At 70.2% G+C, this 25,214-nt stretch carries 20 protein-coding genes; 10 read left to right on the top strand and 10 right to left on the bottom strand.

The window, feature by feature from the left end:
• Positions 1 to 4: 4 nt before the first annotated feature.
• Genes ACFQUV_RS05545 through ACFQUV_RS05555 form a run of 3 tightly spaced genes read right to left on the bottom strand, consistent with a single transcriptional unit; the run spans position 5 to position 2,006 of the window.
• Positions 5 to 493 carry a hypothetical protein gene (locus ACFQUV_RS05545; RefSeq protein ID WP_129609688.1) on the bottom strand — a complete coding sequence of 163 codons (489 nt, stop codon included), beginning with the start codon at positions 491 to 493 and terminating at the stop codon, positions 5 to 7.
• Positions 490 to 891, bottom strand: coding sequence for a rod-binding protein (locus tag ACFQUV_RS05550; protein ID WP_244601627.1), 402 nt, complete (start codon positions 889 to 891; stop codon positions 490 to 492). The genes ACFQUV_RS05545 and ACFQUV_RS05550 overlap by 4 nt, the downstream gene beginning before the upstream one ends.
• Positions 891 to 2,006, bottom strand: coding sequence for a flagellar basal body P-ring protein FlgI (locus tag ACFQUV_RS05555; protein WP_129609689.1), 1,116 nt, complete (start codon positions 2,004 to 2,006; stop codon positions 891 to 893). Before ACFQUV_RS05555 ends, ACFQUV_RS05550 begins: the two co-directional genes overlap by 1 nt.
• 307 nt (positions 2,007 to 2,313) lie before the next feature.
• Between ACFQUV_RS05555 and ACFQUV_RS05560 the strand changes: the two genes are divergently transcribed.
• Together ACFQUV_RS05560 and dksA are read left to right on the top strand one after the other, a co-directional pair.
• A complete protein-coding gene (locus ACFQUV_RS05560) occupies positions 2,314 to 2,733 on the top strand; it encodes a flagellar assembly protein FliX (RefSeq protein WP_111383704.1) in 420 nt (139 codons plus the stop codon).
• Between the two features lie 333 nt (positions 2,734 to 3,066).
• Complete coding sequence (dksA, locus tag ACFQUV_RS05565; protein ID WP_111383703.1) at positions 3,067 to 3,483, top strand: RNA polymerase-binding protein DksA; 417 nt, start codon at positions 3,067 to 3,069, stop codon at positions 3,481 to 3,483.
• Between the two features lie 116 nt (positions 3,484 to 3,599).
• Here dksA and ACFQUV_RS05570 read toward each other — a convergent pair whose 3' ends face one another.
• The 3 genes from ACFQUV_RS05570 to ACFQUV_RS05580 form a co-directional block, all read right to left on the bottom strand.
• The gene (locus ACFQUV_RS05570; RefSeq protein WP_129609690.1) at positions 3,600 to 3,980 is read right to left on the bottom strand and encodes a hypothetical protein; all 381 of its coding nucleotides are present in this window, start codon (positions 3,978 to 3,980) and stop codon (positions 3,600 to 3,602) included.
• Positions 3,981 to 4,093: 113 nt separating this feature from the next.
• Positions 4,094 to 4,831, bottom strand: coding sequence for a superoxide dismutase (locus ACFQUV_RS05575; RefSeq protein WP_129609691.1), 738 nt, complete (start codon positions 4,829 to 4,831; stop codon positions 4,094 to 4,096).
• A gap of 172 nt (positions 4,832 to 5,003) precedes the next feature.
• Complete coding sequence (locus ACFQUV_RS05580; RefSeq protein ID WP_165364000.1) at positions 5,004 to 6,515, bottom strand: tetratricopeptide repeat protein; 1,512 nt, start codon at positions 6,513 to 6,515, stop codon at positions 5,004 to 5,006.
• Positions 6,516 to 6,798: 283 nt separating this feature from the next.
• Here ACFQUV_RS05580 and ACFQUV_RS05585 point away from each other — a divergent pair, with 283 nt between their 5' ends.
• Entirely contained in the window at positions 6,799 to 7,818 is a 1,020-nt protein-coding gene (locus tag ACFQUV_RS05585) for a tripartite tricarboxylate transporter substrate binding protein (RefSeq protein ID WP_129609693.1), read from the top strand.
• A 79-nt stretch (positions 7,819 to 7,897) separates the two neighbouring features.
• Here the strand turns inward: ACFQUV_RS05585 and ACFQUV_RS05590 are convergent, their stop codons facing one another.
• The 3 genes from ACFQUV_RS05590 to parE all read right to left on the bottom strand — a co-directional run bounded on the left by ACFQUV_RS05590 (position 7,898) and on the right by parE (position 14,403).
• Complete coding sequence (locus ACFQUV_RS05590; protein WP_129609694.1) at positions 7,898 to 9,574, bottom strand: methyl-accepting chemotaxis protein; 1,677 nt, start codon at positions 9,572 to 9,574, stop codon at positions 7,898 to 7,900.
• A 596-nt stretch (positions 9,575 to 10,170) separates the two neighbouring features.
• A complete protein-coding gene (locus tag ACFQUV_RS05595; protein ID WP_129609695.1) occupies positions 10,171 to 11,847 on the bottom strand; it encodes a methyl-accepting chemotaxis protein in 1,677 nt (558 codons plus the stop codon).
• Positions 11,848 to 12,312: 465 nt separating this feature from the next.
• Positions 12,313 to 14,403, bottom strand: coding sequence for a DNA topoisomerase IV subunit B (gene parE, locus ACFQUV_RS05600; RefSeq protein WP_129607206.1), 2,091 nt, complete (start codon positions 14,401 to 14,403; stop codon positions 12,313 to 12,315).
• Between the two features lie 226 nt (positions 14,404 to 14,629).
• On the opposite strand from parE, the gene ACFQUV_RS05605 reads away from it, so the two are divergent.
• The 7 genes from ACFQUV_RS05605 to ACFQUV_RS05635 all read left to right on the top strand — a co-directional run bounded on the left by ACFQUV_RS05605 (position 14,630) and on the right by ACFQUV_RS05635 (position 24,274).
• Complete coding sequence (locus ACFQUV_RS05605) at positions 14,630 to 15,994, top strand: S8 family serine peptidase (protein WP_165363730.1); 1,365 nt, start codon at positions 14,630 to 14,632, stop codon at positions 15,992 to 15,994.
• 46 nt (positions 15,995 to 16,040) lie between these two features.
• Entirely contained in the window at positions 16,041 to 16,364 is a 324-nt protein-coding gene (locus tag ACFQUV_RS05610; RefSeq protein WP_129607208.1) for a hypothetical protein, read from the top strand.
• 246 nt (positions 16,365 to 16,610) lie between these two features.
• On the top strand, positions 16,611 to 17,129 hold the full coding sequence (locus tag ACFQUV_RS05615; protein ID WP_111383686.1) for a DedA family protein: 519 nt from the start codon (positions 16,611 to 16,613) through the stop codon (positions 17,127 to 17,129).
• A gap of 190 nt (positions 17,130 to 17,319) precedes the next feature.
• Positions 17,320 to 18,336 (top strand): MBL fold metallo-hydrolase, encoded by a 1,017-nt coding sequence (locus ACFQUV_RS05620; protein WP_129607209.1) that lies wholly within the window; start codon positions 17,320 to 17,322, stop codon positions 18,334 to 18,336.
• Between the two features lie 151 nt (positions 18,337 to 18,487).
• Entirely contained in the window at positions 18,488 to 19,546 is a 1,059-nt protein-coding gene (argC, locus tag ACFQUV_RS05625) for an N-acetyl-gamma-glutamyl-phosphate reductase (protein WP_129607210.1), read from the top strand.
• Between the two features lie 433 nt (positions 19,547 to 19,979).
• On the top strand, positions 19,980 to 21,671 hold the full coding sequence (locus ACFQUV_RS05630) for a methyl-accepting chemotaxis protein (protein ID WP_129607211.1): 1,692 nt from the start codon (positions 19,980 to 19,982) through the stop codon (positions 21,669 to 21,671).
• A gap of 917 nt (positions 21,672 to 22,588) precedes the next feature.
• Entirely contained in the window at positions 22,589 to 24,274 is a 1,686-nt protein-coding gene (locus tag ACFQUV_RS05635; protein ID WP_129607212.1) for a methyl-accepting chemotaxis protein, read from the top strand.
• A gap of 198 nt (positions 24,275 to 24,472) precedes the next feature.
• On the opposite strand, the gene ACFQUV_RS05640 is transcribed toward ACFQUV_RS05635, so the two are convergent.
• Positions 24,473 to 25,162, bottom strand: a complete 690-nt coding sequence (locus ACFQUV_RS05640) for a CBS domain-containing protein (protein ID WP_129607213.1) — start codon at positions 25,160 to 25,162, stop codon at positions 24,473 to 24,475.
• Positions 25,163 to 25,214 lie beyond the last annotated feature (52 nt).

Genomic DNA, 25,214 nt, shown 5'->3' on the forward strand with positions numbered 1-25,214 from the left:
TTCGCTACAGCGAGCGGTACACCGCCAGCGGGCGGGCCGCCTGGCGCGGATCGGCCGTGCTGGTGCGGCCCGAGGCGCCGTAGGTCTGCGGCGCGGTGGTGCGCGCCACCTCGCCGGCGACGCCGCGGACGATGCCCTCCGACACGGCATGCGCGGTGGCGAGCGCCGTCAGGTTGGCCTGAAGCTGCGTCTGGAAGGCGGCATGGCGCGCCTTCGCCCCCTCGATGTCGCGACCGAGCGCACCGCGCAGCCGCGGCAGCGCATCGCGCAGCCGCTGGCTGTCGGTGAGATAGGCGCGGGCGAAGTCGGTCTTGCGCGGTGCCAGCCGCGCCACCTCGGAGAGACGGCCGGCGCGCACCAGCCGGCTCTCCTCCTCGATCACGGCGGAGAGCGCCGTGACGGTCTCGTCGAGCATGCGGATCACGTCACGGGCCTCGTCGGCGGAGGCGATCGGGCGGAGCGGCGTCTCTTGGGCAGGGGCCGAGAAGGTCATCGGGTGCTCACGAGGTTCCGGGTTGCGGTTGCGCTGCGGGCTTCCTGCTGGCCGAGCAGGGTGGCGTAAACTTGATCGGCGAGACCGACGCCGCCCGCCTTGGCGAAGCTCTTGGCGTACTCGTCGACCAGGAACGAGCGCCACACGCCGGTGCCCGGCGAGTTGCCGAGCGGGCCGTCGCCGCCGGTCTCGGTGAACATGCTCTGCATCATGGTGTTGAGGAACATCGCCTCGAAGTCCTGGGCCTGGGCGCGCGCCGTCTCGGCGGCGCTCTTGGCCGGCATCGCGCGGCTGCCGATCGCGACCGCCCCGGCCGTGCCGGCAGCGGGCGCGCCGCGCCGGCCGGCGTCGAGCGCCACGGTGGCGGCCGGCGACAGGCCGGGCAGGGCGGCGGTCATCACATCACCTCCAGGTCGGCCTGGATGGCGCCGGCCGCCTTGATGGCTTGCAGGATGGCGATGAGGTCGCGCGGGCCGATGCCGAGCGCGTTCAGCCCGTCGACGAGCTGCTGGAGCGACACGCCCTCGCGCACCACCGCGAGCTTGCGGCCGTCCTCCTGGACGCCCACCGAGGTGCGCGGCACCGTGGTGGTGCGGCCGCGCGAGAACGGCGCCGGCTGGCTCACCTGCGGGGCCTCCGAGATGGTGACGGTGAGGTTGCCCTGCGCCACCGCGACGGTGGAGACCCGCACGTCGCGTCCCATCACGATGATGCCGGAGCGCTCGTCGACGATGATGCGGGCGAGCTGGTCGGGCTCGATCTGGAGCTGCTCGATCTCGGTCAGCATGCCGACGACGTTGCCGGTGTACTCCTTCGGCACGGTGATCTGCACGGTCGAAGGATCGAGCGGCTCGGCCACCGGCATGCCGAGGAAGTCGTTGATGGCGGCGGCGATGCGCTTGGCCGTGGTGAAGTCGGGATTGCGCAGCGCGAGGCGCACCTGGGTGAGCCGATTGAGGGCGAAGTCGATCTCGCGCTCGATGATGGCGCCGTTGGCGATGCGTCCGACCGTCGGCACGCCGCGGGTGATCTTGGCGGCCTCGCCTTCCGCCTGGAAGCCGCCGATGGCGAGCGAGCCCTGCGCCACCGCGTAGACGTTGCCGTCGGCGGCGAGCAGCGGCGTGATGACGAGGACGCCGCCTTGCAGGCTCTTGGCGTCGCCGAGCGCCGACACGGTGACGTCGACGCGGGTGCCCTGGGTGGAGAACGGCGGCAGGTTGGCGGTCACCATCACGGCGGCGACGTTGCCGGTGCGCAGCGTCTGGCCGCGGATGTTGACGCCGAGGCGCTCCAGCATCGCCTGCAACGACTGCCGGGTGAACGGCGAGTTGTTGATGGTGTCGCCGGTGCCCTGGAGGCCGACCACGAGGCCGTAGCCGATGAGCTGGTTCTGGCGCACGCCCTCGACATTGGCGAGGTCCTTGATGCGCGAGGTCGCGGCGGCCGGCGTCGGCGCCGCCGCCAGGATGGCGACGAGCAGAGCGGCCAGAGCCGAGGTGAGGATCGCCCGCATCGCATGCTCCCGGGACGGCGCGACGGCGCCATCTCGGACCTTGCGGTGCGAGGACCGTGCCAGCCGGACGGTGCCGGCGAGTCGTTGATCGAAAACGTGTTTTTGGCTCGGTGCCGCCGATGCCACGGCACAATTCGGCCCGTCGCGGCGGCAACCCGGCAAAGTCTGCCGGGTGTTTACCAGTTGTTAACCGCTCGCGGCGCCAACTCGCCGGGCGCGCCGCCGCGTCGTCGGAGACCGCTCCGGGTCCGCCCGCCGCGCCGTCGTCGGCCAGCGCCGGCGAGCGATCGTCGACAGGGCCGCCGCCATGCGCATCACCGGACCGAACGGACCCACCGCCCCGACGCCGGGATCGACCCCCCGCCGCACCAGCGCGGGCGGCTTCGCGCTGCCCGACTCGAGCGGCACGCCGGCGCCGTCGGGCACCGCCGCGCCGCGCACGCTCACCGGCATCGACGCGCTGCTCGCCCTCCAGGGCGTCGAGGACCCGACCGAGCGTCGCCGTCGCGCCGTGGTGCGCGGGCGGCACGCCCTCGACGTGCTCGACGAGATCAAGCTGGCGCTGCTCGCCGGCACGCTCGACCAGAGCTTGCTGGCCCGCCTCGGCGTGATGGCAGCGGGTCTCAAGGAAAGCTCCGGCGATCCCGGGCTCGACGCCGTGCTGGCCGAGATCGAGCTGAGGGTCGAGGTGGAGCTTGCCAAGATGAAGCAGCCGGGCGGCTTCTGAATACCGCCATCGCGCGCTTGCGACCCCGCTGTTTCGACGATCGATTCGGAGACCGAGAGACGTGCCGCCGCCCCGACATGCGGCGTGGCCGCGGCATTGCGAAACGACACTGCCGAGAGCGCGCGGAGCAAATCACCTACCGGAATGCCGCCGCTCCACCCGTTTTGCGATCGCGGCGCGTATACTTCGCTTCCCCAAGGCTGCGCGGCATTAATCCAATCTGTTGTTGTCGTTATGTCGCAACGCTTGTATATAGCGACCGCAACCGAGAGTGAATCGACCAAAGAAGTCGAATGGAAGCATACGGGACGGCCGCGTGGGAGTGAGCGAGTCATGCGCCTGGAGACCAGCAGGATCTATCGGCCTACGGACAAAGAACCCTTCATGAACGAGCGGCAGCGCGAGTATTTCCGAAACAAGCTGCTTGCCTGGAAAGAGGATATTCTGCGAGAGGCGAAGGAGACACTCCAGCACTTGCAGGACGAAAACCAGAATCATCCGGACCTCGCCGACCGTGCCTCCTCGGAGACCGAGCGGGCCATCGAGCTTCGGGCCCGTGACCGCCAGCGCAAGTTGATCGCCAAGATCGACGCTGCACTGCAACGGATCGAGGACGGCACCTACGGGTACTGCGAGGAGACCGGCGAGCCGATCTCCATCAAGCGACTCGAGGCCCGTCCGATCGCGACTCTGTCGCTCGAAGCGCAGGAGCGGCACGAGCGCCGCGAGCGCGTCTATCGCGACAACTGATCGGCTGGCGGTCCACGAACCCACCAGACGCTGTATGCCAGATGCGAAACGCCCCGCCGGTCGCGGGGCGTTTTCTGTTTGGGGGGTGGGCGGGATTGCGCTGCGCGGTGTCGGCGTCATCGCGCTCCGCGGTAGGTACGCACCCGAACGGTGGGGGCGGTTCGCACCGCGCGGGCCGGCACGGCGCCCGGATTGGCGAGGCCGGGCACGTAGAACGACACCATAGACGGCGCGTGGGCGGCGAACGGCGCCCGCACGCAGGTCTTCACCGGCACGCAGGTTCCGTCCGGGCCGCACACCGGCTGGCAGTAGGTCGCCGGAGCAGCCCAGGTGTAATCGTAGGTCCCATAGTAATGACGGTAATCACAGAACGGCGCACAGTCTGCTGCGGTCTGGGCCGCCGCGGGACCCGGGAGCGCCACCCCGAGCGTCAGGCCGAGCAAGGCGGCGAGAGGCGCCTGCTGCACCAGGCGGCGCATGATCTGAAAGCGCGACATCGGAACCTCGCTTTATCGGGACGCGGAGTCTTGCACCACCATAGCGCGACGACGGCCCGGGTGGGAACCGACGGCGGTTTCCATCCGGCCCGGCGGCCCGGTCGGGCTGTCCATCAGATCGTCAGGGTCCCGGCGGTCGCGGCGGCGTAGCGCTCGCCGACCTTCCCCCAGTTCACCACGTTCCACCAGGCCGCCAGGTAGTCGGGCCGGCGGTTCTGGTAGGTGAGGTAGTAGGCGTGCTCCCACACGTCGTTGCCGAACAGCACGCGCTTGCCGTCCATCAGCGGCGTGTCCTGGTTGGGCTTGGACTCGAGCGCCAGCTTGCCGCCGCGATCGACCGTGACGAACACCCAGCCGGAGCCGAACACCCGGCCGCCGGCCGCATTGAAGTCGGCCTTCAGCTTGTCGAGGCCGCCGAGGTCGCGCTGGATCGCCTCCGCCAGGGCGCCAGCGGGCGCGGCGCCGGCGCCGGCCGCAGTCGGCGGCCCCATCACCTGCCAGAACATGGTGTGGTTGGCGTGGCCGCCGCCATTGTTGCGCACGGTCGCACGGATCGCCTCGGGCAGCTCGCCGAGCTTGGCCAAGATGTCGTGCAGCGGCATCGCCGCGACAGTGCCGTGATCCTTCAGCGCCGCGTTGAGATTGTTGACGTAGGCCTGGTGATGGCGGCCGTGGTGCAGCTCCATGGTGCGGGCGTCGATGTGGGGCACCAGGGCGTCGGCCGGGTAGGGCAGGGGATCGAGACGGAACGGGCCGCTCGGGGCGGGCGTCTGAGCGAAGGCCGGGCGGGCCAGAGCGGTGGCTGCGGCGGCGAGGCCGCCGGCCAGGATCAGCCTGCGATCGATCTGCATCGGGGGTGTCTCCGTTCGAGGTCACGGGGCGCGGCATGGCGACGCCCGGCCGGTCATGGCGGCGGGAACGGCCGCGGCCGCGGAGCGTAGCCGAGGCACCCCGACGGGAGCGAGGCGCACCGGAGGGGAACACCGAAGCGTGATGTTGGTTCGCCTGCCCGCCGCGACCGGCTCAGTCGTCGCCGGCGGGGGCCGCCGCGACGTTGCGGAACGCCGTGAGGTCTTCGGCGAGGCAGGCCACGACGCTCGCCCAGTCGCCCGTCGCCGGCTGCCGGAGCAGGCGGGCGGTGGGGTACCAGGGGCTGTCGTCGCGGTCGAGCATCCAGCGCCAATCGGGTGACCGGGGGAGTAGAATCCACACCGGCCGGCCGAGCGCCCCGGCCAGATGCGCGACCGCGGTGTCGACGCTGACCACCAGGTCGAGCGCCTCGATCACGGCCGCCGTGTCGGCGAAGTCGGCGAGCGCCCCGCCCACTTGAACCAATCTCGGAAGTCGTTCGAGCATGGCCGCATCGTCCGGCCGTAACTCCTTCTGGAGACTCACGACGGTGAGGCCCGGAAGCCGCACGATCGGAGCCAGCGCCGCGAGCGGGACGGAGCGGTGGCGGTCGTTGGCGAAGCCCGGATTGCCGGCCCAGACGAGGCCCACCCGCGGTCGCGGCAGCGCCGCCAGGCGCGCCGCCCAGGCGGCACGGCGGTCGGCCGGCGCGGCCAGGTAGGGAACGGTCGCCGGGATGGTCTCCAGCGTGGTGCCGAAGGCGCGCGGCAGGCCGAGATAGGGGCAGTGGAGGTCGTGGGTGGGCGGCGCGGTGCGATCCCACACCACCGTCTCGACACCGGCGAGACCGGCGAGGAGCGGCGCCAGCGGCGCCGTCACGGCGGCGATCACCCGGGCGCCGCGAGCGGCGAGCAGCGGCGCGTAGCGCACCATCTGGATGATGTCGCCCATCCCCTGCTCGGGATGCAGCAGCACGGTGCGGCCGGCGACCGGCGCCTCGCCGCGCCAGGCCGGCGTCGGGAAACGGCCGCGCAGCTCGGCGAATTCCGGCTTGTCGAGCCGGTGATCGTAGCCCGCGAACCCCTCGGCGAGCCGGCCGCCGAGGAGATCGAGCAGCGCGAGGTTGAAGCGCACGTCGGTGCGGGCCGGCGCCAGGGCGAGCGCCCGCTCATAGGCGGCGCGTGCCTCGTCGTGGCGGCGTAGCTCGCGCAGCGCATTGCCGAGCCCGTACAGCGTCTCGGGGTTGTCGGGGTCGAGCGCGAGGGCGCGCGCGTGAGCGGCCGCCGCCTCGGCGTGCCGATCGAGATCGAACAGCGCATTGCCGCGGTTGTGGTGGGTGAGGGGGTGGTCCGGCGCGACCGCGAGGGCGGCGTCGTAGCTCGCCAGCGCCTCGTCGTGCCGCTGCATCCCGTGCAGCGCGAGGCCGAGATTGCACAGCGCGTCGGCCGAGTTGGGCCGGGCCTCGACGGCGGTCGCCAGCAGCAGCACCGCGTCGGCGTAGCGCCGGCGGGCGCAGCAGATCACCCCGAGCTGGTGGAGGGCGTAGAAGTCGCGCGGATCGTCGCGCAGGACGGCCAGGAAGGCGCGCTCCGCCTCGTCGAGCCGGCCGGCCTCTTGCAGGGCGACGCCCCGCAGCACCGCCTCGCGCGGCGGCATGTCGCCTGTCTTGGAGATCGTCCGTGCCATCGTGGCTTCACCGGCGATAGGTCGCGTCGCGCGGACGCCCGGACGCCGACCACGCGCCTGCCGGGCGGCCGAACACGATGGATGCCGCGGCAGGGTTAACGAAGGCTTGCGGCGCGCGACGGTACTTGGCAACGGCCGACGAGAACGCGATGCTGACCGCCTCCGGTCGATCCGGCGCGCGCCGGCTTCACCGCGTGTCGCCGTCTTCGTCGTCTCGTCCTCTCGTCGTCTCGTCCTCTCGTCGTCTCGTTCCGTCCTCGTGCACTCCTCCAGGGTGATCGCCATGCCGACCCGCAGGGTTGCGGCTCGTCCGCTCGCTGTCCCGTTCCGTCTCGCCGGTCCGCTCCGCCTCGCGGCGGCCGTCGCCGGTCTGCTGGTGGCCGTCGCCGCGGTCGCCACCGCCCAGACATTCCCGTCGCGTCCCATCACCTTCGTGGTGCCGTTCGCGCCCGGCGGCTCCACCGATACGGTGGCCCGCATCGTCTCCCAGGCGGCGGGTCCCGGGCTCGGGGTGCCGACCGTGGTGGAGAACCGCACCGGCGGTGCCGGCGTGATCGGCTGGGGCGCGGCGGCGCGCGCCGCCCCGGACGGCCACACGCTGCTGACCCTGGAGATGTCCTACACGATCGCCGCCGGGCTGATGCCCAGCCTGCCGTTCGACCCGCTCAAGGGCTTCGTGCAGGTGACCACCGCGGTCGAGAACCCGCACGTCATGGTGGTCAACCCGAAGCTGCCGGCGCACACGCTGGGGGAGCTGATCGCGCTGTTCAAGGCCAATCCCGGCAAGTACTTCTTCGGCTCGGGCGGCAACGGCACCAACACCCATATGGGGGGCGAGCTGTTCAAGAGCCTGGCCGGGGTCGATCTCGTCCATGTGCCCTATCGGGGCGCCGGCGCGGTGCTCCAGGATCTCGTCGCCGGCCAGGTTCAGGTGCTGGTGACGTCGCTGCCGACGGCCCTGCCGCTGATCCAGTCGGGCCAGCTCCGGCCCCTGATGGTGGCGTCGGAGACGCGCTCGCCGGTGCTGCCCGACGTGCCGGCCGCCGGCGAGGCGGGCCTGCCCGGCATGGTGATGAAGTTCTGGGTCGGGTTCGCGGCGCCGGCCGGGACGCCGCCCGCCGCGATCGAGCGGCTCAACCGCGACATCGTCGCGGCGCTGGCCTTGCCGGATACGAAGAGGCGCCTCGCCGAGCTCGGCATGGAGCCGGTCGGCAACACGCCGGCCGAGGCCCAGCGGCTGATCGAGGCCGAGATCGCGCGCTGGAGCGGGATCGCCAAGGGCGCCGGCATCACGCTGCAATAAGCGGGCGGCGCGCCGAAGAGGCGGCGGCCGGGCCGCCACGCGGCCCGGTGGGATCGGGGCAGCCGATCGGGGCAGCCGATCAGGCGGCCCGCACCGACGACAGGAAGCGCGCCACCTCGGTCTTGAGCCGCGAGCTCTCGCCGGCGAGCGACTGAGCCGAGACCAGCACGCGGGACGAGGCGGAGCCGGTCTCGGCGGCGCCGTGGTTGACCTCGGTGACACTGCCGGCCACCTCGGTGGTGCCGTGGGCGGCCTGCTGGACGTTGCGGGCGATCTCGGCGGTCGCCGCGCCCTGCTCCTCGACGGCGGCCGCGATGGTCGCGGCGATCTCGGCGATGCGCCCGATGGTGCCGCCGATCTCCTTGATGGCCGCGACCGAGTCCTGGGTCGCCTGCTGCATGCCGGCGATCTGGGCACCGATCTCGCCGGTCGCCTTGCCGGTCTGCGCCGCGAGCGCCTTGACCTCCTGGGCGACCACCGCGAAGCCCTTGCCGGCCTCGCCGGCCCGCGCCGCCTCGATGGTGGCGTTGAGGGCCAGCAGGTTGGTCTGCTCGGCGATCGCCGTGATCAGCTCGACGACGGCCCCGATCCGGTTGGCCGCCTGCGACAGCTCGCCGATGCGGCCGTCGGTCTTCTCGGCCTGCTTGACGGCCTCGCCGGCGATGCGGCTCGACTCCTGCACCTGGCGGCTGATCTCGTGCACCGAGGCGGTCATCTCGTTGGTGGCCGAGGCGACCGACTGGACGTTGACCGATGCCTCCTCGGAGGCGGCGGCGACGCGGGTGGACAGCGCCTGGGTGACCTTGGCCGTCTTGCTGAGCGACCCGGCGGCCGACTCCAGCTCGGTCGAGGCGGTCGTGACGGTGACCACGATGCCGCCCACCGCCTTCTCGAAGTCGTCGGCGAGGGCGTTCATGGTCGCCTTGCGCTCGGCCGCGATCCTGCGGTCCTGCGCGGCCTTCTCGGCGACCTCCTGCTCGGCCTTCTCGGCTGCCTTGATCTTGAACGACTCGACCGCGTCCGCCATCTGGCCGATCTCGTCCCGGCGGCCGAGCCCCGGCAGCACCACCGAGAAATCGCCCTGGCCCAGCTTGCGCATGGCGGCGACCAGGCCGACCAGCGGCCGGATGGCGCCGAACAGGGTGGTCCACAACGACAAGGCGAAAGCCACCGCACCGACCAGGAGGCTGGCGACCATGCCCCACTTGGCGGCCGCGAAGCTCCGGTCCGAGATGGCGTACTCGTTGGCGGCCTCGGCGATCTGGAGGTCGACGATCTTGCTGACCGCCTCGGTCACCGGATCGATGGTCTGGTAGAGCCGCTCGATCACGAAGCGATCGAGCGCCGCCTTGTCGCGCCGGCGGACGATGTCGAGCAGGTCGGACTTGCCGCTGTCGGCCGCCGCCATCAGGCGTCCGGCCTCGCCGGCGAGCTGACGCTCGGTCGGGTCCATCTTGGTCGCCGCATAGTTCGCCCAGGATGTCTTCAGGTTGGTGCTGGCCCTCTCGATCGCGACGAGGGCGGCGTCCCAGCCGATATTGCCGTTGCGCACCTTGTGGGCGGTGTCGACGATGTTCACCGCATAGAGGTCCGACACCGCCTTGAGGTCCCGCAGCGGCTTGACGCGATCGTTGAACACGGTCTGCAAGCCGTCGTTGGCGACCCGCGAGGCGTACCAGCCGATGCCGGCCGCGAACACGAAGGCCGAGAACAGCAGCAGCATGGCGGCGAGGAGCTTGAACTTGATCGAATGCATGGGAGACGATCCGGAGCGTCGGCTCCGGGATGCGAGGCTCGCCCCGAAGCAGCGGGTTCAATTTTCCTCACATTCGATAAATCAGAGCCCGTAATGATTTCGTTAGCTCGCCCGTCAGTTTTTCCGTTATCGACGCGCGGAATCCCAGGGCGGTTCTTTCGTTTAGATCCTTTGTATGAAATTCCGGTACCCAATCTAGTACGGCTGGGTGTGCCGTGATGAGGATCTGCCGTGGAAGCTCGCCGTGCCGGCGTGCGGCCGCGATCGCGAGAGGGGTGACACGCGCGGCCATCCGGCGAACGCCAGGCCGGCATGCCCGAGCTGCATGAACGCGGTGAGGGAGGTAAGCGGGAGCATCGGCTCGACCGCCTGAAAAGGATCGGGCCGCCGAGCGGCCCGATCCGATCGTGGAGACGGCTTATACGAGATCCGGCTGATCACTTTGGTGGTCATTCCGGAAGCCGCGAAGCGGCTGTCCGGAATCCAGCCGAGAGTCAAAAGTCTGCCGCGGGATGACGTGTGTCGCTGGGTTCCGGGTTCGCGGGCTGATCGCCCGCGCCCCGGAACGACGGCGAACTGATCACCCGAAAACAGGCTCAGGCGGCGCGGACCGAGGCGAGGAACCGCGCCACCTCGGCCTTCAGGCGGGCGCTTTCGCCGGCCAGCGACTGGGCCGAGACCAGCACCTGCGAGGACGCCGAGCCGGTCTCGGCGGCACCGTGATTCACCTGGGTGATGCTGCCGGCCACCTCGGTGGTGCCCTGGGCGGCCTGCTGGACGTTGCGGGCGATCTCGTTGGTCGCCGCGCCCTGCTCCTCGACGGCCGCCGCGATCGACGAGGCGATCTCGGCGATGCGATGGATGGTCGAGCCGATCTCCTTGATCGAGACGACGGAGTCGCGGGTTGCCGCCTGCATGCTGGAGATCTGCGCCTCGATCTCGCCGGTGGCCTTGCCGGTCTGGGCCGCCAGCGTCTTGACCTCTTGGGCGACGACCGCGAAGCCCTTGCCGGCCTCGCCGGCCCGCGCCGCCTCGATGGTCGCGTTCAACGCCAGCAGGTTGGTCTGCTCGGCGATGGCGGTGATCAGCTTGACGACGTCGCCGATGCGTTGCGCCGCCTGCGACAGCTCGGTGATGCGCATGTCGGTCTGGCGAGCCTGCTGGACCGCCTCGTCGGCCACCCGGGTCGACTCCTGCACCTGGCGGCCGATCTCGGTGACCGACGACGCCATCTCGTTGCTGGCCGAGGCGACGGACTGGACGTTGACCGACGCCTCCTCGGAGGCGGCCGCGACCCGGGTCGAGAGCATCTGGGTGTTCTCGGCGGTGCGGCTGAGCGAGGTGGCGGCCGACTCGAGCTCGGTCGAGGCGGCCGTGACAGTGGCGACGATGCCGCCGACCGCCTTCTCGAAGGAGTCCGCCATGGCGTTCATGGCGGCCTTGCGCTCGGCGGCGGCGCGGCGATCGGCCTCGGCCTTCTCCTCCGCCTCCTGGGCCGCCTTCTCGGCGGCCTTTACCTTGAAGGCTTCGACCGCATCGGCCATCTGGCCGATCTCGTCCTTGCGGCCGAGGCCGGGCAGCACCACCGAGAAGTCGCCGTCGCCGAGCTTGCGCATGGCGGCCACCAGGCCGAGCAGCGGCCGCACGACGCCGATCAGGGTGGTCCACAGCGAGATGACGAGGGCGACCACGCCGACCGCGAGAGTCACCATCATGATGATCTGGGCGAGCGAGAAGCTGCGATCGGACTCGGTGTACGCGGCACCGGCCTCGATGATCTGGAGGTCGACCGTCTTGCCGATCGCCTGGCTGATCGGATCGATCATCTGGTAGAGCCGCTCCAGCACGAAACGGTCGAGGGCGGCCTTGTCCTTGCGGCGCAGGGTGGCCAGCAGCTCGGCTTTCGCCTCGTCGGCGGCGCGCATCAGCCGTTCGGCCTCGGTGGCGAGCTGGCGCTCGGCGGCATTCATCTGGGTCGCCGTGTAGGCCGACCAGAACGTCTTGATGTTGGCGGTGGCGGTCTCGACCGCGGTCGCGCCGGCGTCCCAGTCCATGTTGCCGTTGCGGACCTTGTGGGCGGTGTCGACGATGTTGATGGCGTAGAGGTCGGCAACGCCCTTGAGGTCACGCAGCGGCTTCACGCGGTCGTTGAAGACGGTCTGGAGACCCTGATGGGACACCCGCGATGCATACCAACCGACACCTGCGGTGCACATGAAGGCGACGAAAAGCAGAAGAATCGAGGTGAGCAGCTTGCTCCTGACCGAGGTCATGGCATTGCCTTTGCTGATAATCGGAACGGAAGTCGCATCGAGCGGAGGGGCACCAGTGAGGTGGGCTGACCCGGAGGGGGGCGATTAGCCGAACTAAGCAGAGTTCCGTTTCTTTTTCGTTAGTATTGACAATGCCTTATCGGCTAGTCGTTTGGATCTAGCCGTCCCGGTCGTGTTCGTGCTCGACGAGCGTTGGTGCGGGTGCGGTCGCGGGGGGGGCCGTGGGCGGGTTGCCGGCGGAACGCGCCGGCTCGGCCGGCCCGGACGGCGCCGCATGGTGGGCGACCCGGGCTGTGGCCTCGATGCTCGGCGGGTGCCGGGGGCCGGATCGCGCACGGAGCTGGTCATCGGCCCGGCGGGAGGCCGCGTCCGCGGGGATGCCCGGCATGGTCACATCGGCCCGGCGCCGTCTCGTGCCGGCGCGCGCCATCGGACGGCGAGCGGTTCGCTCGCCCGCCGGCCGGATCAGACGTCCAGCATCTCGTCGGATGCGAAGGCCGCCTTCTCCTGGATGAAGGCGAAGCGCGTCTCGGCCTTGGTGCCCATCAGGCGCTCCACCGTTTTGGCGGTGTCGGCGCGATCGTCGGTGAGCAGCTTGACGCGCAGCAGCGTGCGTGTCTTGCGGTTCATCGTGGTTTCCTTGAGCTGCGCCGGCATCATCTCGCCGAGGCCCTTGAAGCGGCCGATCTCCACCTTGGCGTTGCTTCTGAACTCGCGCGCCAGGATCTCGTCCTTGTGGGCGTCGTCGCGGGCGTAGAAGGTCTTGCCGCCGTGCGACAGCCGGTAGAGCGGCGGCACCGCGAGATAGAGGTGGCCGTCCTCGATGAGCTGCGGCATCTGCCGGTAGAAGAACGTGATCAGCAGCGACGCGATGTGGGCGCCGTCGACGTCGGCGTCGGTCATCACGATCACCTTCTCGTAGCGCAGATCCTCCTCGCGGTAGCTGGCTCCGGTGCCGCAGCCGAGCGCCTGGACGAGGTCGGCGATCTGCTGGTTCTGGGCGAGCTTGTCCTTGCCGGCGCTGGCGACGTTGAGGATCTTTCCGCGCAAGGGCAGGACGGCCTGGGAGGCGCGGTCGCGCGCCTGCTTGGCGGAGCCGCCGGCCGAGTCGCCCTCGACGATGAAGATCTCCGAGCCCTCCGCGGCCGTGCCGGTGCAGTCGGCGAGCTTGCCGGGCAGCCGCAGCTTCTTCACCGCCGACTTGCGGGCGATCTCCTTTTCCTGGCGGCGGCGCAGGCGCTCCTCGGCGCGCTCCACCACCCAGTCGAGCAGCTTGTTGGCCTGGGCCGGGTTGCCGGCGAGCCAGTGGTCGAACTGGTCCTTGACGGCGCTCTCGACGATGCGCTGCGCCTCGCCGGTGGAGAGGCGGTCCTTGGTCTGGCCCTGGAACTCCGGCTCGCGCACGAACACCGACAGCATCACGGCGGCGCCGCTCATCACGTCGTCGCTGGTGGCGGCGGCGGCGCGCTTGCCCTGGCCGACCCGCTCGGCGTGGTCCTTGAGGCTGCGCAGAAGGGCGCCGCGCAGGCCCGACTCGTGGGTGCCGCCCTCCGGCGTCGGGATGGTGTTGCAGTAGGAGGAGACGAAGCCGTCGCCGTCCGCCGTCCAGGCGATCGCCCATTCGACCGCGCCGTTCTGTCCGGGCCGGCCCGACAGGCCGGTGAACAGGTCCGGATGCACCAGCGTGTGGCCCTCGACGGCGACCGCCAGATAGTCCTTCAGGCCCCCGGCGAACCGGAACGTCTCCTCGGTCGGCACGCCTTCGACGCCGGCGAGCAGGCTCGGGTCGCAACGCCAGCGGATCTCGACGCCGCCGAACAGGTACGCCTTGGCGCGCGACATCTTGAACAGCCGCTGCGGGCTGAACCGCGGCTTCGGGAAGATCTGCGGGTCCGGCTTGAATCGCACCTTGGTGCCGCGCCGGTTATGGACCTTGCCGAGCCGCTCCAGCCCGCCCGTCGGCTTGCCACGCGCGAAGGTCTGGCGGAACAGCTCGCCGCCGCGCGCCACCTCGACCTCGACGGTCTCCGACAGCGCGTTGACCACCGAGACGCCCACGCCGTGCAGGCCGCCCGAGGTCTCGTAGACCTTGGAGTCGAACTTGCCGCCGGCGTGCAGCATGCACATGATCACTTCGAGGGCGGACTTCTTCGGAAACTTCGGGTGCGGGTCGACCGGCATGCCGCGGCCGTTGTCGGTCACGCTGAGAAAGCCGCCGGCTTCGAGCGACACCTCGATGAAGGTCGCGTGGCCGGCCAGCGCCTCGTCCATCGAATTGTCGATCACCTCGGCGAACAGGTGGTGCAGGGCGCGCTCGTCGGTGCCGCCGATATACATGCCGGGCCGGCGGCGCACCGGCTCGAGCCCCTCCAGCACCTCGATGTCCTGCGCCGTGTAGCTCTCGGCCACAGCGCCGCGACGCGGCTCGGCGCGGGCCGGATCGGTCCGTGCGGGCTCCGACTTCGGCTCGGCCGGGCGGTTCGGCTCGGCGGCTCGGCGCGCCGGTGTGCCGGCGAACAGGTCGGGGGACTCTTTCTTGGATGCGCTCTTGGCCATCGGACTGTCGTGTCGGGGGGAGCGGACGAATCGGAGGCCGCACTATGCCACGCGGCCGGGCGAAGGTGTGGCGCGATCGATGCGGGCACGATCTGGCGGTCCGCAACCTGTGGTGTGCAGGGTTCGCGTCGGACCCCGGACCGGGCGTGCGGCGATCCTTGGGTTGTGATTTGCCGTATTCTGCAACCACCGCAGAATGCTTCTCCCACCGTGGGAGGAGGACCGCATGCAGAACCCGTCACCCCGTCGCCCCATCTCGGTGCTCGCCGTGCTGCCGAGCCAGGAGCCGCTGATCGACTCGGCGATGGCGACCCTTGAGCGCCGACCGCCGCGCATCCCCCTGGAGGAGGCTCGGACCCCGCCGGGGCTCGTTCTCGATCCGAACTTCGCCGCCGTTCCGATCGGCACCGGCGTGCCTGGCGAGATGTCGCTCGAAGCCGTGGCGCCGACGCAATCGCGCGACTTCGTGGTCCGCGCCTTCGTCGAGGTATCCGATCCTTCCGAGGTGCCGGTCGAGCAGAACGGCCGCCCGCTGTTCGCCGACCCGCTGATCGCCACGTTCCCGACCTGCCCGAACAGTCTGGCGGTCGGCGCTGTCGCCGACGTCGAGGCCAGGCTCCGCACGGCGGCATTGGCGGGGCGTGGTCTGGATGGGCAGGGCGTCGCGATCGCGGTGCTCGACACCGGCATCAACCTCGCACATCTGCGATCCAAGCTCGGCACTGTGCCGCTCTTCGATGCCGGCAACTCGTGGACGCCGCCGCGCGGCACCACCGCGCCCGGCACCTATCCGGTCGATCACGGCACCATGTGTGCCTTCGATGCGCTGATCGCCGCCCCGAAGGCGACGCTGCTCGATTTTCCGATCCTCTCCACCCGGGTGCCGGGCGGCGCCATGACGGGCTCCACGCTGGCGGTCGCGGTCCAGGCTTTCGCCCAGCTCATCGCCTTCTGGGGCGTCGCCTTCGCGCCGGGCGGAGCGCCGCGCTACAAGGCCCTGGTGGTGAACAACAGCTGGGGCGTCTACCACCCGAGCTGGGATTTTCCGCCGGGCCATCCAGGCCGCTACATCGACAATCCGCGCCACCCGTTCCAGGGCCTCGTCTCGGTACTGGCCGGGGCCGGCGCCGACATCCTGTTCGCGGCCGGCAATTGCGGGGCGGATTGCCCGGCGAACCAGTGCCAGGGGCGGGTCACCGGGACCATCATGGGGGCCAATGCGAGCCCCGACGTGCTGACGCTCGCCGGCTGCGATGTCACCGACACGCGGGTCGGCTACTCGTCGCAAGGGCCGTCGATCGCCGGCCTGTATCAGCAGAAGCCGGACCTCACCGCCTACACGCATTTTCTCGGCTCGGATGCGTTCGGGCCGGGCGTGCCCGACAACGGCACCTCGGCGGCCTGCCCGGTGGCGGCCGGCTGCGTCGCGGCGCTGCGCACCAAGCTGACACCGCACGCGGTGCCGCCGCCGAACCTGTTCGCCCAGCTCACCGCCACGGCCCGCCAGGTCGTCCCGAGCCCCGGCTGGAACGGCGACTATGGGTACGGCATTATCGACCCGGACGCGGCCGCCGCGGGCTTCGGGGTCTGATGGCCGGACCGCCGGCGCCGGCGTGCCGCACCGGGAGAATGGCCCGATGGGCGCGCCGAAGACCGCCCTGATGACCGTGACGGGGGCCGAGCGGCCCCCGAGCTTGGCCGAAGCCGCGGTCGAGCTGGGGCTGACGGCGGACGCCCTCAACCCGGAGTTCGGCGTGGTGCCGATCGATCCGGCGCGGCGGCTGTTCGCCGTCGAGGTGTGGGCCGACCGGCTGGCCGTGCCGGGTGCGCCGGCCGCCGGCCACGATGCGGCCGGCCAGGATGCGGCCGACGACGACTATCGTGGTCCCTATGCCAATCCCGAGATCGCCCCGTTCGGGCTCGGCCCCTGCCGCAAGCCGGACCCCCCCGGGGAACGCTGAAGGGCGGGTCAACCGCTGCCGCCCTGCCGGAACGATGCCGGCCTGTCGGAAGCGGCCATGCATCGTCATCGGGCCGCGCGCGTGACAAGCGGCCCGTGCCGTGAAATCATCCGCCCCAAGTCGATCTCGTCCCGGCCATGGCCGGGCGGCGGGCGAGGCGAGGGCGGCGCGTCATGCTGACGCATCCCATGCGTCCGCCCGGGTCTACTCCCGCTCATGCTCGGCTCCCATCTCTTCCCGGATATGATGGAACAGTACGTCCAGGCCCTGATCGATTTCGTGCGCGACAACCAGGTCTGGGCCGCGCCGGTGGTCGGCGTGCTGGCCTTTCTGGAATCGCTCGCCTTCTTCTCGCTCATCGTCCCCGCCTGGGCGGCGCTGATCGGCATCGGCGCCATGGTCGGGCTCGGCGGCCTGGAGTTCTGGCCCATCTGGGTCGCCGCCGCGGTCGGTGCCGCGCTCGGCGACTGGCTGTCCTACTGGCTCGGCTTCACCTTCAAGGACAGGGTCGCCCATGTGTGGCCGCTGTCGCGCCATCCGGACCTGCTGCCGCGCGGCGAGGCGTTCGTGCGCAAGTTCGGGGTCGCGGCGATCTTCATCGGCCGCTTCTTCGGGCCGCTGCGCGCCTCGGTGCCGCTGGTGGCCGGCATCTTCGTGATGCCGTGGTGGCACTTCCAGGCCGCCAACTTCTCCTCCGCCTTCGTCTGGTCGGCGGTGCTGCTGGTGCCGGGCAGCCTCGGCCTCAAGTGGTTCACCGGAGCGTGAACGGCGGGGACGTGCCGATCCCGCCTCGTTCTCGTACATTTTGGTCGCCCACCTCGTCGGTTCGGGCGTGTCCTGCATGGGGGATGTCCTGCATGCGGGAGGCGCGTCCGCCCCGCCGGTTCCCCTGATCGAGACTCGCGACGGTCCGCGTCCGCGGACGGCCGTCGACACGACCATCGAGGAGCAAAGGATGAACGACATGACCCGACGCACCGTTCTGGCGGCGGCCGCCCTCGGGGCCGCCGGCGCCGCTCTGCCGGCGTCCGCCCAGCAGGGGAGCGGCGCCGCGTCGAGCCCAGCTGCGGCATCCAGTGCCGCATCCGCTGCCGCATCCGGCACGCCGCCCGGCTTTCACCGCTACAAGGTCGGCAGCATCGAGGTGACCGTGGTGGCGGACGGCGCCCGCACCTTCCCGATGCCGGACAACTTCGTGGTCAACGTGCCGAAGGAGCAGGTCGTCGCCGCCGCCACCGGGGCCGGCATGGAAGCCGGCAAGATGACCATCGTGTTCAACCCGCTGGTGGTGAGCACCGGCGGCAAGCTGGTGGTGATCGACACCGGCAACGGGCCGGCGGCGTTCCAGCAGTCGAACGGCGCGGTCGGACGCTTCCACACCAACCTGGCGGCCGCCGGCATCGACCCGGCCAAGGTGGATGCCGTAGTGATCTCGCACTTCCACGGTGATCACATCAACGGCCTGCTCGGCGCCGACGGCAAGCCGCTCTATCCCAATGCCGAGGTGCTGGTGCCGCAGGCCGAGTGGGCGTTCTGGATGGACGACGCCAACATGGGCCGGGCGGCGGGCGGCCCGACCGAGGGCAACTTCAAGAACGCCCGGCGGGTGTTCGACGGCCTCGGCCGCAAGCCGACCCCTTACGTCCACGACAAGGAGGTGGTCGGCGGCATCACCCCGATCGCGACGCCGGGCCACACGCCCGGCCACACCTCCTTCATGCTCGCCTCCGGCAACGACCGCGTGCTGGTGCAGTCCGACGTCACCAACCACCCGGCGCTGTTCCTGCGCAATCCGGGCTGGCGGATCATGTACGACATGGACGCCGCCCAGGCGGAAGCGACGCGGCGGCGCGTCTTCGACATGGCGGCGGCCGAGAAGATGCGCTTGCAGGGCTTCCACTTCCCGTTCCCGGCGTCGGGCTTCGTCGAGAAGGACGGCGCCGACAACTACCGGCTGGTCGTGGTCACCTGACGGTGCGACGCCGCGGGCCGGCGCCGCCGGCTGGCCGCCTGCCATGCGACGCGAGGCCGCCCGCGGGCGGCCTTTTGCATCGCCGCGGCCTTTTCGGGCGGGCGCCCAGGCGCTATCTGTGCGCCGCAGCGTTCATGCGGAAGGACGGACCATGGCGGAACGGGCGAACATCGGCATTCTCGGCGCCTCGGGCTACACCGGGTCGGAGCTTCTGCGCCTGCTGCTGCGCCACCCGCGCATCGACATCGCGCTCCTCACCGCCGACCGGCGCGCTGGCCAGACCATGCGGGACGTGTTCCCGCAGTTCTCGCCCTATGCGCTGCCGCGGCTGGTCGCCATCGACGATCTCGACTGGCCGAGCACCGGCGTCGACCTGGTCTTCTGCGCGCTGCCGCACGGCACCACCCAGACGGTCATCGACGCGCTGCTGACGGCGGCGCCGCACGTCAAGGTGGTCGACCTCTCGGCCGACTTCCGGTTGTTCGACGCGGACGCCTATGCGAGGTGGTACGGCCACGCGCACCGGGCCGAGGCGTTGCAGCGGGAGGCCGTCTACGGCCTCGTCGAGGTCTACCGGGAGAAGATCAAGGGTGCGCGGCTCGTCGCCAATCCGGGCTGCTACACCACCTGCGCGCAGCTGCCGCTGCTGCCGCTCATCCGGGCCGGCGCCATCGCGGTCGACGAGATCGTGATCGATGCCAAGTCGGGCGTGACCGGCGCAGGCCGCGCCGCCAAGGAAGCGAACCTGTTCACCGAGGTGTCGGAGGGCTTCCATGCCTACGGGGTCGGCCATCACCGCCACATGGCGGAGCTCGATCAGGAGTTTTCGAAGGCGGCCGGCCGCCCGGTGGTGCCGACCTTCACGCCGCATCTGGTGCCGATGAATCGCGGCATCCTGTCGACCATCTATGTGCGCGGCAGCGCCGGGCAGGGCGCCGAGGAGCTCCACGCCATCCTGGTCGACGCCTATGCGGACGAGCCGTTCGTGCACGTGCTGCCGTTCGGCGAGATGCCGCAGACGCGCCATGTGCGCGGCTCCAACATGACCTTCATCGGCGTCGCCAAGGACCGCGTGGCCGGCCGCGCCATCATCGGCTCGGCGCTCGACAATCTGGCCAAGGGCGCATCGGGGCAGGCGGTGCAGAACATGAACCTGATGCTCGGCTACCCGGAGACGCTCGGGCTCGAGCAAGTGGCGCTGTTCCCCTGAGAGAGCGTTCTCCGCCGGAATCGCGGCTGAGGCGTGCGGGTGGCGAGGCCGAACAGCCGCGCCGGAGATGTCCCGGCTCGGCGTTGCGGCCGGGGTTTCCCGGGCGCGGCGCACGAGGCCGTGCGGGTCGCCGGTGCTCGTTGCCTTGCGGTAGACTAGCCGCCGAGATCTAGTGACTAGTCTTTCGGGCGATTGCCTGGCGACCATGGATTATAGACCGCTCAGAAAGTGAGAATTCTGCGCGCATCCTCCGGCCCTCAGCGCGGGTTCTTTCGTTTTGCTTTGGCTCAAGCAGAAGGGCACGTTCATTTTAATTACTCCTTAAGTGGTAGTTGCGACAATTTCCGTGTGCCGAAAAATCCCGCGACTCCGCTTGTGGGTAGCTCCCGCTGTGCGGCTGCTGTCGCCTTCTGCCGTCGATTGGAGCCGCCACATGCTGGCAAAATTCAATTTTACCATTTCCCGTAAGATCTACGCTCTGATCGCCTTGGCGTTCGCGGGCCTCATCGGCATCTCGTGGCTCGACTCGCGCGAGCTCGCGGTGAGCCTCAAGCATCAGAAGCAGGTGGAGCTTCAGCACCTGGGCGAGATCGCGCTCTCGATCATCAAGGACGAGCATGCGGCGGCCCAGAAGGGGACCGTGTCGGACGCCGACGCCCGGCAGCGGGCGATGACGCGGCTCGCCGCCCTGCGCTACGCCGGCAACGAGTACTTCTTCATCAACGATCTTCAGAACCGCTCGTTGATGCATCCGACCTCGCCGAAGATCGTCGGCTCCGACATGACCAACGTGAAGGACCCGAACGGCAAACAGTTCGTGGCCGAGATGTCGGCGCTGGTCCGGCAGAAGGGCGAGGGGTTCCTCGATTACGTCTGGCCCCGGACCGGAGCCGACAAGCCGCAGCCGAAGATCTCCTACGTGGTCGGCTACGCGCCGTGGGGCTGGGTGATCGGCACCGGCGTCTATGTCGACGACCTCGACGCCCAGGTGTGGATCTCGACCGAGCGGTCGCTGATGGCGGCCGGCCTGCTGCTCGCGGTCACGCTCCTGGTGTCGATCCTGATGGCGCGCAGCATCACCGGCCCGATCCATCGGATGACGGCGGCGATGCGGACCCTGGCCGGCGGCCGGCTCGATGTGGAGATCCCGGGCGTTGGGCGGCGCGACGAGATCGGCGATATGGCCGACGCCGTCGCCGTGTTCAAGGCCAATGCGGTCGAGCGCACGCGGCTGGAAGCGGAGCAGAAGGAGGCGGAGGCGCGGGCCGTGGCGCAGCGGAAGGCCGACATGGTGCGCCTCGCCGACCAGTTCGAGGCCAAGGTCGGCGGCATCATCGCCACCGTGTCGTCGGCCGCCACCGAGCTGGAGGCGACCGCGACGACGCTGACCCGCACGGCCGACACCACCCAGCAGATGTCGTCGACGGTCAGCACCGCCTCCGAGGAGGCGTCCACCAACGTGCAGGCGGTGGCCGCGGCCACCAACGAGATGACCTCGTCGATCGGCGAGATCTCGCGCCAGGTCCAGGCCTCGAGCCGGATCGCAGACGAGGCGGTGCGGCAGGCCGGGCAGACCGACGCACGGGTCGGCGAGCTGTCGCAGGCGGCCAACCGCATCGGCGACGTGGTGAAGCTGATCACCGCGATCGCCGAGCAGACCAACCTGCTGGCGCTGAACGCCACCATCGAGGCGGCGCGGGCCGGCGAGGCCGGCAAGGGCTTCGCGGTCGTTGCCCAGGAGGTCAAGGCGCTCGCCGCCCAGACCGGCAAGGCGACCGGCGAGATCGGCGCCCAGATCTCCGCCATGCAGCAGGCGACGCAGGACTCGGTGGTCGCCATCAAGGCGATCGGCGGCACCATCGGACAGATCGCCGAGATCGCCTCGGCCATCGCGGCCGCCGTGGAGGAGCAGGGGGCGGCGACCGCCGAGATCTCGCGCAACATCCAGCAGGCCGCCCACGGCACCACCCAGGTGGCCGAGAACATCTGCGAGGTGAGCCGCGGAGCAGAAGAGACCGGCGCGGCGTCCGGTGAGGTGCTCAGCGCCGCCGGGCAGCTCGCCGGCGAGAGCAGCCGCCTGAAGGCCGAGGTGGAGACCTTCCTGGCGACCGTTCGGGCCGCCTGAGAGCGGCGGCATGCCCGGGCCGCCGAGACCGGCGGCCGTCTTGCCGAGCCCCTTCCACATCTCGGAGTTCGTGCACGGCCGCCTTCGGGCGGCCGTCGTTCGTCATGGCCTCCCTTCAGGGGTGGAGACCGTTCGGCAGATCGGACAGCGGCTGCGTCGTTCCGCGCCCCGCGCAGGTCGGCTCTGCCGGCTTTGCGGACCTGACGCACCGAACTCGGGCGGGACCCGAGTTCGGCGGGGCGGCGGGCCGCTTCCGGCCGCCGGCTCTCCTGATCGCGTGCGGAGGCGGCCGCTTCGGCTGCCCCCTCTGGCACGCCCTTGGATCGGCTGCCGACGGAGTGATTGTATCGAATCGGCTCGGCGCAGCCCCGTGGAGTGTCCTGGCGGATCGTCGTCGCGCCGCGCGCCGACGCTCCTCGGTTTCGGTGCGAAGGCCGGAGTGGCGGCCTGTGGCTTCGCGACTAGCTATCGACGACTAGGTAAATACGACCATTGGCCTGATACGGTCTGGCTAAATACTGCGATGCTTGAGAATATTGCCTCGCGTTTATTCAATATTAGGAGGATCGCGGTACCTAGATGATGTGATCAGCGTACGCAAGTCGATGTGTCCTGTGCGGGCGGGCATCGGCCTTGGCCAATCGGATCGCTAACGCGACTGGAGACGGCCGGCTCCCACAGGTTGGCAAGTGAGTCCGACGGCTCCGCCGTCTCGTGCGGTGCATGTGCTCGCCTCGACCGGAAGCGCGTCGGGGGGCACCGGAGCCTCTCCGGAGAGTGCAGAGCGTGTTTCGTCTGCCGGTTCTCGCGACCGGCGCGTTGCCTGCTGGCGGCACGGCGAGCGCACCGACAGGTCCGCTCGTGCCGTCGTGTCTGTCACGGTCGATTCTCGACCCGAGCCATGGACTGGAATCGCCATGTCGATCGCCAACATCAAAATCCTCTACAAGATCATCGCCTGCTTCGTGCTGCTCGGCTGCGTCGTCGCGGGCGGGCTGTGGTACGCGACCTCGCAGATGAAGACCATCGACACGGTCTACTCCGACATCATCGAGCGCGATGCGAGGGCGACAGTGGCGGCCGCGCGTGCCAATCAGCGCGTCTACAACTTCATCGGCCTGACCTGGCGCCTCATCGCCGAGCCCGATGCCGAGTCGATGAAGAAGACCAGCGCCGAGATCGCCGACAACGCCAAGGTGTTCCAGAGCTTCATGGAGACGGTCGCGAAGCAGAAGCCCGAAGTACGTGCCCAGACGGACGAGTTTCTCCGCAGCTTCATGGCGCTCTACACGGTCGATTATCCGCCGATCGAGAAGTTCGCCCTGGCCAACGAGAACGCACAGGCGTCGCGGCTCGCCTATCTCCTGGCCGGCAAGGTCGAGGAGCTGCGCAAGCGCATCTTCGATTTCATCAACGTGATCGAGAAGGAGACGCTGCGGCAGTCCGACGATGCCACCGCGGTCGTCAACCACACCGTCTGGCTGACCTACGCCCTGGTGGGCGGCGCCTTCCTGGGCGTGCTGGGACTTGCCTTCGCGGTGGTGCAGTTCGGCATCACCGGACCGATCGGGCGGCTGATCGGCGACCTTCAGGCGCTCGCCCGCGGCGAGCAGATTCAGATCGCCGGCACCGAGCGCAAGGACGAGGTCGGCCAGACGGCGCGCGCCGTCGGCGAGATCCAGGCCATGCTGGCCGACAAGGCGGCCCGTGAGGCGCGCGAGAAGGCCGAGGCGGATGCCCGCCTGGCGACCGAGCGCAAGAACGACATGCGGCGCCTCGCCGACGGCTTCGAGGCGGCGGTGGGCGAGATCGTCGAGACGGTGTCGTCGGCCTCCACCGAGCTGGAAGCCGCAGCCGCCACCTTGACGCGCACGGCGGAAACCACCCAGCAGCTTTCGACGCGGGTGGCGGCGGCCTCCGAGACGGCCTCGACCAACGTGCAATCGGTGGCCTCCGCCACCAACGAGATGACCGCCTCGGTGCACGAGATCAGCCGCCAGGTGCAGGAGTCGAGCCGCATCGCCGGCGAGGCCGTCAAGCAGGCCGAGAAGACCGACGGGCGTATCGGCGAGCTGTCGCAGGCGGCGAGCCGGATCGGCGACGTCGTCAAGCTGATCACCGCGATCGCCGAGCAGACCAACCTGCTGGCGCTCAACGCGACGATCGAGGCCGCACGCGCCGGCGAGGCCGGCAAGGGCTTCGCGGTGGTGGCCCAGGAGGTCAAGGCGCTCGCCGCCCAGACCGGCAAGGCGACCGGCGAGATCGGCGCCCAGATCGCCGGCATGCAGCAGGCGACCCAGGACTCGGTCGTCGCCATCAAGGAGATCGGCGGCACCATCGGCCGAATCGCCGAGATCGCCTCGACCATCGCGGCCGCCGTGGAGGAGCAGGGCGCGGCGACCGCCGAGATCGCCCGCAACGTCCAGCAGGCGGCTCACGGCACCACCGAGGTGGCGAGCAACATCGGCGAGGTCGATCGCGGCGCCGCCGAGACCGGCTCGGCCTCCTCGCAGGTGCTGTCCTCGGCGCAGTCGCTGTCGAGCGAGAGCAACCGCCTCAAGCTCGAGGTCGGCAAGTTCCTGAACACCATCCGGGCCGCCTGACGCACGGACCGGCCGACGGGTGGCGTCGTCAGAGGCGCGGGCCAAAAGCCCGCGCCTCGTCTTCATCCGGTGCCGTGCTCAGTTCGCGCGATCGGTTCGCCGGCCGGTCGCGTGCCGCTGCTTCGCGTGCGACGCCGCCGACGATCCGAGGACTCGATCGCTCGTCCGCGTGGCCCCTCGGGCCGTGTCGCGCCGGCCTCAGACGCCGGCCACCACCGGGCGGATCACCAGGTTGTCGTGCACGGTCTGCACCCCGGGGGTCGACTCGATCGCCACCCGCAGGGCCTGCTTCTCCGCGACCGAGTCCACCACGCCCCAGGCGTCGACGACGCCGCCCGTGACCGTGACGTTGATCAGCGTGGACGACACCCACGGCTCGGCCTCGAGCCGTGCCATGATGTGCTTGCGCAGCTCGCTGTCGGCGACCGGGCTCGGCGGCGCTGGCCGGCGCAGCGTGGCCAGGGCGTGCAGCAGGTTGGCGCGGCTGACGATGCCGACCAGCCGGCCGTCGCGGACGATCGGCACGCGCTTGATGCGGTGGCGCTCCAGCAGGCTGGCGATCTCGGCCACGGGCGTGTCGGGCGCCGCGGTGACGAGCTCGCGGGTCATCACGTCGCCCGCTCGCAGTGCATGCTCCTTGACGTACTCGGCCGCCAGCACGTCGCGGCCCATCAGCAGCTTCAGCCACCAGGACCGCTCGTGGCCGGTTCCCGCCTCGGCGCGGCGGATGAGATCGCCCTCGCTGACGATGCCGATCGGCCGGCCGTCGGGGTCGACCACCGGAACTGCGCTGATCCGATGCTGGAGCAGCAGCGCGGCCACCTCCTGCACGGGGGTGTCGGGTGTCACCGTGACGACGCTGGTGGCCATGATGTCGGAGGCGTTCATGACGGGGGAATCCTCTTGTCCATGCTTCTTGCTCGGACGAGCAGGGCAGGCG

This window comes from Rhodoplanes sp. P11, from assembly GCF_964266735.1.
Taxonomy (GTDB): Bacteria; Pseudomonadota; Alphaproteobacteria; order Rhizobiales; family Xanthobacteraceae; genus Rhodoplanes; species Rhodoplanes serenus.

What these genes read in the sequence shown, in the direction of transcription:
- ACFQUV_RS05630 (WP_129607211.1), top strand. Translation starts at nt 19,980, where the DNA reads ATGCTGGCAAAATTCAATTTTACCATTTCCCGTAAGATCTACGCTCTG.
- ACFQUV_RS05580 (WP_165364000.1), bottom strand. Translation starts at nt 6,515, where the DNA reads ATGGCACGGACGATCTCCAAGACAGGCGACATGCCGCCGCGCGAGGCG.
- dksA (WP_111383703.1), top strand. Translation starts at nt 3,067, where the DNA reads ATGCGCCTGGAGACCAGCAGGATCTATCGGCCTACGGACAAAGAACCC.
- ACFQUV_RS05640 (WP_129607213.1), bottom strand. Translation starts at nt 25,162, where the DNA reads ATGAACGCCTCCGACATCATGGCCACCAGCGTCGTCACGGTGACACCC.
- ACFQUV_RS05615 (WP_111383686.1), top strand. Translation starts at nt 16,611, where the DNA reads ATGGAACAGTACGTCCAGGCCCTGATCGATTTCGTGCGCGACAACCAG.
- ACFQUV_RS05605 (WP_165363730.1), top strand. Translation starts at nt 14,630, where the DNA reads ATGCAGAACCCGTCACCCCGTCGCCCCATCTCGGTGCTCGCCGTGCTG.
- ACFQUV_RS05620 (WP_129607209.1), top strand. Translation starts at nt 17,320, where the DNA reads ATGAACGACATGACCCGACGCACCGTTCTGGCGGCGGCCGCCCTCGGG.
- ACFQUV_RS05585 (WP_129609693.1), top strand. Translation starts at nt 6,799, where the DNA reads ATGCCGACCCGCAGGGTTGCGGCTCGTCCGCTCGCTGTCCCGTTCCGT.
- ACFQUV_RS05555 (WP_129609689.1), bottom strand. Translation starts at nt 2,006, where the DNA reads ATGCGGGCGATCCTCACCTCGGCTCTGGCCGCTCTGCTCGTCGCCATC.
- ACFQUV_RS05550 (WP_244601627.1), bottom strand. Translation starts at nt 891, where the DNA reads ATGACCGCCGCCCTGCCCGGCCTGTCGCCGGCCGCCACCGTGGCGCTC.
- parE (WP_129607206.1), bottom strand. Translation starts at nt 14,403, where the DNA reads ATGGCCAAGAGCGCATCCAAGAAAGAGTCCCCCGACCTGTTCGCCGGC.
- argC (WP_129607210.1), top strand. Translation starts at nt 18,488, where the DNA reads ATGGCGGAACGGGCGAACATCGGCATTCTCGGCGCCTCGGGCTACACC.
- ACFQUV_RS05560 (WP_111383704.1), top strand. Translation starts at nt 2,314, where the DNA reads ATGCGCATCACCGGACCGAACGGACCCACCGCCCCGACGCCGGGATCG.
- ACFQUV_RS05635 (WP_129607212.1), top strand. Translation starts at nt 22,589, where the DNA reads ATGTCGATCGCCAACATCAAAATCCTCTACAAGATCATCGCCTGCTTC.
- ACFQUV_RS05575 (WP_129609691.1), bottom strand. Translation starts at nt 4,831, where the DNA reads ATGCAGATCGATCGCAGGCTGATCCTGGCCGGCGGCCTCGCCGCCGCA.
- ACFQUV_RS05595 (WP_129609695.1), bottom strand. Translation starts at nt 11,847, where the DNA reads ATGACCTCGGTCAGGAGCAAGCTGCTCACCTCGATTCTTCTGCTTTTC.
- ACFQUV_RS05545 (WP_129609688.1), bottom strand. Translation starts at nt 493, where the DNA reads ATGACCTTCTCGGCCCCTGCCCAAGAGACGCCGCTCCGCCCGATCGCC.
- ACFQUV_RS05570 (WP_129609690.1), bottom strand. Translation starts at nt 3,980, where the DNA reads ATGTCGCGCTTTCAGATCATGCGCCGCCTGGTGCAGCAGGCGCCTCTC.
- ACFQUV_RS05590 (WP_129609694.1), bottom strand. Translation starts at nt 9,574, where the DNA reads ATGCATTCGATCAAGTTCAAGCTCCTCGCCGCCATGCTGCTGCTGTTC.
- ACFQUV_RS05610 (WP_129607208.1), top strand. Translation starts at nt 16,041, where the DNA reads ATGGGCGCGCCGAAGACCGCCCTGATGACCGTGACGGGGGCCGAGCGG.